This is a genomic window from Oxalobacter paraformigenes (assembly GCF_000158475.2).
GTDB classification, from domain to species: Bacteria; Pseudomonadota; Gammaproteobacteria; order Burkholderiales; family Burkholderiaceae_D; genus Oxalobacter; species Oxalobacter paraformigenes.
In genome coordinates this window covers 613,201-619,799 of sequence record NZ_KI392031.1, presented here as the reverse complement: position 1 = coordinate 619,799, position 6,599 = coordinate 613,201, and the positions used below count along the sequence as shown (strand labels likewise).

5 protein-coding genes are annotated in these 6,599 nt (G+C 60.2%); 4 read left to right on the top strand and 1 reads right to left on the bottom strand.

What is annotated here, in order from left to right:
• Together OFAG_RS14325 and OFAG_RS06455 are read left to right on the top strand one after the other, a co-directional pair.
• Nucleotides 1-492, top strand: a 492-nt coding sequence (locus OFAG_RS14325; RefSeq protein ID WP_020994976.1) for an autotransporter outer membrane beta-barrel domain-containing protein, incomplete at its 5' end; no start/stop codon positions are given.
• Nucleotides 493-693: 201 nt separating this feature from the next.
• A complete protein-coding gene (locus OFAG_RS06455) occupies nt 694-1,098 on the top strand; it encodes a hypothetical protein (RefSeq protein WP_147617681.1) in 405 nt (134 codons plus the stop codon).
• Here the strand turns inward: OFAG_RS06455 and OFAG_RS06450 are convergent.
• Entirely contained in the window at nt 1,068-4,280 is a 3,213-nt protein-coding gene (locus OFAG_RS06450; RefSeq protein WP_005877159.1) for a response regulator, read from the bottom strand. The two genes, OFAG_RS06455 and OFAG_RS06450, sit on opposite strands and share 31 nt — an antisense overlap.
• Before the next feature lie 236 nt (nt 4,281-4,516).
• On the opposite strand from OFAG_RS06450, the gene OFAG_RS06445 reads away from it, so the two are divergent.
• Together OFAG_RS06445 and OFAG_RS14105 are read left to right on the top strand one after the other, a co-directional pair.
• On the top strand, nt 4,517-5,947 hold the full coding sequence (locus OFAG_RS06445; RefSeq protein WP_005877161.1) for a tetratricopeptide repeat protein: 1,431 nt from the start codon (nt 4,517-4,519) through the stop codon (nt 5,945-5,947).
• 339 nt (nt 5,948-6,286) lie between these two features.
• Nucleotides 6,287-6,599: hypothetical protein (locus tag OFAG_RS14105; RefSeq protein ID WP_020994974.1), on the top strand; the 313-nt coding region annotated here is incomplete at its 3' end.

Below are 6,599 nucleotides of genomic sequence, written 5' to 3'. Positions count from 1 at the left end.
GACAGCGACCTGAGAGACAGCAGCGGAAAAAGAGGAAGCTACGACAAAAAAGCGAACTACTACGGAGCGGGCATCGAACTCGGCTACACCCTTGGCGTGACAGAAACAGCCGAACTGGACATCAGCGCAGGCTACCAGTGGACAAGACTGGAAGGCTACCATACCCGCATAGCGGGAGACCCGTACCGGTTCGACGACATCGACAGCCACCGTAGCAAAGTGGGCGCCAAACTGAAATACAAAGCCGACAGGCAGTACACCCCCTACGTGGGAGTGGCATGGGAACACGAATTTTCGGGGACAGCGAGAGGCAGCGTCTATGGCTACCGACTGGAAGAATCCAGCCTGAAAGGCGACACGGGAATAGGGGAAATCGGGGTTGAATTCAGTCCGGAAGCGGAAAGCCCCTGGAGAGTCGATGCGAAAGTCCAGGGCTACATGGGAAGAATGGAAGGGGTGGCCGGCCACCTCGAAGTCAACTACCGGTTCTGAGCGACGCCCGAACCTCAACCCGGACAGCAACCCGGACATAAAAAGGGAAAAGCCGTCCTGTTGAACGGCCCGCCAAACGTGAGACATGAAACCTTTGGCGGGCCGTTTGTTTGTTTTTCAGGCGGGCGTTTCCGGTTGGCCGGGGATGCCGGGTTTGTTTTTGTTGGGCTTGTTCCGGATTGCGGCAAGGGACGGCCAGAAATGGCGCGTCCGGCCAGTCCCTGCGTGCCCCGCGTGACGCTTTTCCGGCTTAAATCCGGCATTCGGCGCGACGCCACGCCGCCCTGCCGCCGGGGACAAACCAGATGCAGGGTCGATGCGTGTTTTTCCCTCATCGACGGTTCTCCCTTGCGGGAAAGCGGGGCCGGCAAAAACAGGCCATTTCCCCTGACTTGCCGCGCCTGCCGCCGGATTTCAGGGGTATCGCACAGGAAACCCGTCCGGACGCGCCCTTCCCTGTCTGTCGCGGCAAAAGCCGCCCCTGCCAGACAGGGTGAAAAAAACGTCCGGCCGGTTTCCCGCCGCCAAACGGCACGGCACGCGCCCGGCAAGACCGGGCGCGGATCACAAGCCGCTCATTTCAGCCAGAGCGCCATCAGGCGGTAAAGCGCGGCCAGCTCGACAGGCTTGGCCAGATGGCCGTTCATGCCGGCGTCGAAAGCCCGCCGGATATCTTCCGGGAAGGCGTTGGCCGTCATTGCGACAACCGGCATCGTTTTCACATCCCCGCGCGGCAAGGCCCGGATTTTCCGCGCGGCCTCATACCCGTCCATCACGGGCATCTGGATATCCATGAAAACCAGATCGAAATACCCTTCGGGCGAAGCCGCCACCTTTTCCAGCGCCTGCCGTCCGTCTTCCGCCGTTTCCACTTCCACGCGCGTCATCTTCAGGATTTCGGCCGCGATTTCCAGATTCAGTTCGTTATCCTCGACCAGTAACACCCGCCGGCCGGAAAAATCCCGGGCCGTTGCCCCGTCCTTTTTCTTTTCCGGCTGTGTCAGGAAAGCCGCCAGCGCCGAAACCGCCCCGACAGGCGTCACCGGCCGCATCAGGCAGACATCGACCCCGGCCAGCTTCGCCCCGGCTTCTCCCGCTTCCCCCGCGGACGGAAGCGCCATGACGATACAGGTGGCCTCCGGCAGGCGAAGCCGGAGCCTTCGGGCCAGTTCCAGACCGTCCATATCCGGATTTTTCAGGTCGAGCACCAGCGCGGCATACGGCACGCCCCCTTCCGCCGCGTCCACCGCCAGCGCCAGCGCCTTTCGCGCCGAAACCGTTTTCTCTGCCCGCAAACCGGCCGCTGCCATCGCCGACACGGTTTTTTCCGCATTGTCCGGATCGTCGTCCACCACCAGAACCGCCAGCCCTTTGAGCCCTCCGGAAACCGCTTCCCCGGAAAGCCGGTGCTTCAGATGCACCGTCACCGTAAAAACCGTACCGCGGCCGCGTTCGCTTTCCACATCAATCGTGCCGTTCATCATTTCGACAATCGCCTTTGAAATCGGCATGCCGAGTCCCGTGCCCGACACCCGCGACGTCATGCTGTTTTCCTCCCGCTCGAACGGCGAGAAGAGCTTGTCCATGAATGCCGGCGACATCCCGATCCCGTCGTCGGAAAAAACGAAACGGTACGCGCCATACCCGTCGAACGGGGAAGCCGTCTCCGAGACGGAAACACCGATATGGCCGCCTTCCGGCGTGAACTTGAGGGCATTGGAGAGCAGATTCATGAACACTTGCTGAAGACGCAGCGAATCGCCTTTCACAAAAGGGAAAACCGTTTCGTCCACCTCGAAGCGGATCGCGTGCCGCCGCCCTCTCGCGTCCGGCGCCACGATATCGACCACATCCCGCAAAAGCGCCACCACATCGAAATCCTCCTCGACCAGAACGATCCGGCCGGCCTCGATCTTGGACATATCCAGCACATCGTTTATCAGGCCCAGCAAATGGCGCGATGCGACCGATATCTTGGTCAGATATTCCTTCATGCGTTCCGGTTCGTGCCGGTGCTGCCCGGCGATCATCGCCAGCCCGATAATCCCGTTCATCGGTGTGCGCATGTCGTGCGACATCTTCGAGAGGAAATCCGATTTGGCGTTGTTGGCCTTTTCCGCGACTTTCAGGGCGTCGGTCAGCGTCTGGCGTACCCGCTCTTCCTTTTCGCGCACGTCGTGAATGTCCCGGAACGTCAGCAGCAGGCGGTTTTTCTGCCCCCGGAAATAGGAAAGCTTGCCTTCCTTGTAGCGCGGCGGATCGTCGTCGGAACGGAAATAATAGGTGTAACTGTCGCTCTTTTCCAGCGCCGACAAGACCGTTTCCACCGCCCATTCACGCGCCATGCGCGCCCGGTCGTCCGGATGCACGAAACGCTCCAGCATCCAGTCATTTCCCTGCACGATTTCGCCTTTGAGCGGCATGCCCCGGTCGTCGAACTTGTCGGAAAAGCGCAGCGAGTACTGCCCCTTTTCCAGATCGGCCACCCCCATCAGGTCATAATCGGTATTCAGAATATAGTCGTAAATCCCGTGGAGCTCCGTATTTTCCAGCTCGAACGTCTTTTCCCGGGTCACATCCTCGACAATCCCCACCACATACGCCGGCTTGCCTTCCGAAAACGTCACCGTGGACAAGGTGACGCGGCACCAGACATTCCTGTTCCGTCCCCGGAAATCGGCCGACGCCGTTTTCTCCCCGGCATGAATCCGGTCATACATGGCCATAAACCCGTCGCGCGAGGTGCCGTCAACGAAATCGTCGGCGAAACTCTCCGGCATGCCGGCATAACGCGCCTTGCAGCCGTAATGCGTTTGCGTGCGCTCCGGAATGATGCACAGGCGGCTTTCCGGATAATAGAAAAACTCGAACGCCTGCGTGTATTCCAGCGCCAGCCGGAGCAAGGCGTTGCCGGCCTGCACCTGCTCGGCCAAAAGCGCGTTTTCGATCTCGGCCTTCTTGCTCTCGTCGATATCCAGAAACACGCTGCGAAACACCGCCTCGCCCTCCTCATCGACCAGAATTTCCGCCCGGCCGATAATCCAGCAGGGAGACCCGTCCCGTTTCCGCAAGCGGTACTCGAAAGGCGAACTGTCGCCCACCTTTTCAAGCCGTGAAATCTCGCGGCGGATGTCTTCCCAGTCTTCAGGCGCCACCAGATCTTCCAGATTCCACTCTCCAACCGCCCAGAACGCTTCCGGCGTATAGCCGAAAATCCGGATCGCCTCGGAATTCGCGCTTTTGAACACCACCCTGCCGTTTGCCAGCAATCGGTACTGGACAATCCCGCACATGACCGATTCGAAAAGCGCGTTATACCGCTCCTTTTCCCTTCCGATTTCTTCGAGCTCCCGCTCCTTGCGGATATTGTCTCTTTGCAACTGCACCAGCTCGCTGATGTTCTGATGATAGCCGCGCAACTCGATTTCATCGCCCTGCCGGGAAAAAAGCTTGCCGCCGCACCGGACATGCATCTCGCCCACGGCAGGATGACGCCAGGGATAGGTCACTTCCATAAAGCGGCCGGTTTCGGCCATCTGCGCGACACAGTCCCTGATATACGCCACCGAAGCCGGATCGATCCGCGAAAACCAGTGCGCATAACACGCTTTCGGCGAAGGATGTTCGTCCAGTCCCAGCAATTCCAGCATCGTTGTGCTGGCGATCATTTTGCCATCGCCGGTTTTCATGTCGAACACAATCGACCACAAACCGGTATTGCCGGTATCCAGAATGTCCCTGATCCATTCCGGATCGCCGAACAGCCGTGTTTCCGCCCCGGTTTCCATGAAAATCCTCACCCATAAAAATGAAACGGCAAATGACCGTCATTCATAACGTTATCATACCCGGCCCTTTCGGAACTGCCAAAACCGGGGAAGAACGCCAAAAAATCCGCCCCGCCTCCGGAAAAAGCCGCCCTTGGCAACGGATTTGGCCACCGGCGTCAGGACAGGCAAAACCGGGCCGGCAAAACGTCCCGCCCGAAGACGCGCCCTTTCCCGAAAACCGGCCATGCTGTATCATGGCCGCCAGAAATTCCCGAAAACACCCCCGCCCGACCGTCATGCCGCCGCTTTTCCGTCCGATTCGCCCGATTTTTCCGGCCTGCCTTGCCGTAGCGCTCGCGTGCCTGACCCTGCCCGCCGTTTCACCGGCCGCTTCCGCCAGCAACAGTCAGCCGAGCGCTTCGGCTCTCTTTGCCCCGGAAAAAGGCCGCCTGCATCCTGAAGCGCAAACCGGACCCGGCCATCCCGCCCCGAACGGCCCGGACGCCGGGAAACAATCCGGGAAAACCGCCCGCCTGCCAGAAAAAGCCGTCCCGTCAGGCAACGGCAGGATAGAGTATGAACGCGGCATGGACTGCCTTGGCGGCCGCCTTGCCGAATGCGACAGGGCTTCCGGCCTCGTCTGGCTCGAACGCTCGGCCAAAGCCGGCCATACCCCTGCCATGAACGAACTGGGCGCACAATACGAAAAGGAAAACCGGATGGCCGAGGCCCGCCACTGGTATGAAAAAAGCGCGGCAAAAAACGATCCCGAAGGGCAATACCGGCTGGCCGGACGGCTCCTTGAAAATGGGCCGCCCGACGCCCGAACGGCCCGCGAGGCTTTCGGACTGATCTCCCGCGCCGCCGGGCAAAACCATGCAAAAGCCCAGTTCCGGCTCGCCGAAATCTACCGCTATGGCGAGCTTGCCGAACCCGACGCCGGGAAAGCGCTCTTCTGGTACCGGCGGAGCGCCGCACAGCAATACCTTCCCGCGCTCACCGAACTGGCCGACATTTATGAAAACGGCCTGATGGATCAGGCCGCCGACCCCTTGCTGGCCGCCCAGCTGCGCGACGCCATCGGCAAAACCGCCGGAATCCCGCCACGGCCCAAAATGAACCTGCCCAACACCCTCGCCATCTTCTGGGACAGCGTCAAGCCCTTCAGCTTTCTCTTGCTGCTCCTTTTCTTCCCCCTCCTGCGCTCCCGTGCCCGGTACCGGCAAAAACAGGTTGAAAGCGGCATGCACCTCTTTGAAAACGGCCAGTATGAACTGGCTGCCCCCTTCCTCATGAAACCCTGGATCAGCCAATACCCCGAAGGCGAAGCCATGCTGGGCGAAATGCTGGCGCTGGGACGGGGCGTTGAAAAAAACGTCGCCAAAGCCATGCCGCACCTGACCCGGCCGTCCGGAGAAAACGGGCGCGCCGCCTACCTCGTGGGCGCCCTCTTTGAAAACGGCGACGGCGTTCCCCCAAACGATAAAGAAGCGTTTTTCTGGTACGAGCGGGGCGCAGAGCTGGGCGACGGCGACGCCATGAACCGGCTCGGCATCCTCTACGCCGAAGGAAGAGGCGTTAAACAGGACAATGACAAAGCCGTCGGGTGGCTGGAAAAAAGCGCGGCGGCCGGCTGCCAAAACGCGGAAGCAACGCTGGCCGCGTTCCGCCATCCGGGCCGGTAAGCCGGAAAAGACAAAACCCGTTTCCCGACAGGCCCGCCGGATACCCGGCAAAACCGCCCGGCCATCCCGTATGGCCCTGCCCTTTCCGGACGGCGGCCAGCGCAAGGACAGGCCGGCCAATGAAGCGAAACCCTTGCCCTTCCCTTGACCGGCAGGACAGGCGGTGACTTTGCGGTGCGCTCCTGCTGGAAGAAAACAAGGAATGAAATCCCGACTGCCATAGCTGACCGAAGATCATCTATCGGGTATAAATAAAGTGTGGCGGGGTCTTTGCGCCCCGCGTATTTGAACAAAGCCTTCCGGCGTTGCCGGAGGGCTTTTTTTTTGGAGAAGAAAACCATGAATGACTTTGAAAACCACTTCGGTTCAGCAGGAGAGAGGTTTTCCGGCAGCCAGAACCCCGACGAACAAAACGGCTGGGCAGACAAACAGCAAAGAGAACTCGAGCGGCAAAGGAAAGCGCTGGAAAGACAGCAAACCCTGAACAAACCGGCCAGTAACGCTCCCGGCTTTACCGCGGCTCCAACCGGCCTGACCCCGGCAATGGAACCGGAAACGCCCCTTCCCCAAACCGGGCCGTTAAAAGCCGAACCGGCCAAAAAAGAAAGGGCGGAAAGAGTGGAAAGGGCGGAAACCGATCTTCCCGACTTCA

Bases quoted from the DNA above. Each gene is read 5' to 3' on its own strand.
- OFAG_RS06455 (WP_147617681.1), top strand. From the start codon at position 694: ATGGCGCGTCCGGCCAGTCCCTGCGTGCCCCGCGTGACGCTTTTCCGG.
- OFAG_RS06450 (WP_005877159.1), bottom strand. From the start codon at position 4,280: ATGGAAACCGGGGCGGAAACACGGCTGTTCGGCGATCCGGAATGGATC.
- OFAG_RS06445 (WP_005877161.1), top strand. From the start codon at position 4,517: ATGGCCGCCAGAAATTCCCGAAAACACCCCCGCCCGACCGTCATGCCG.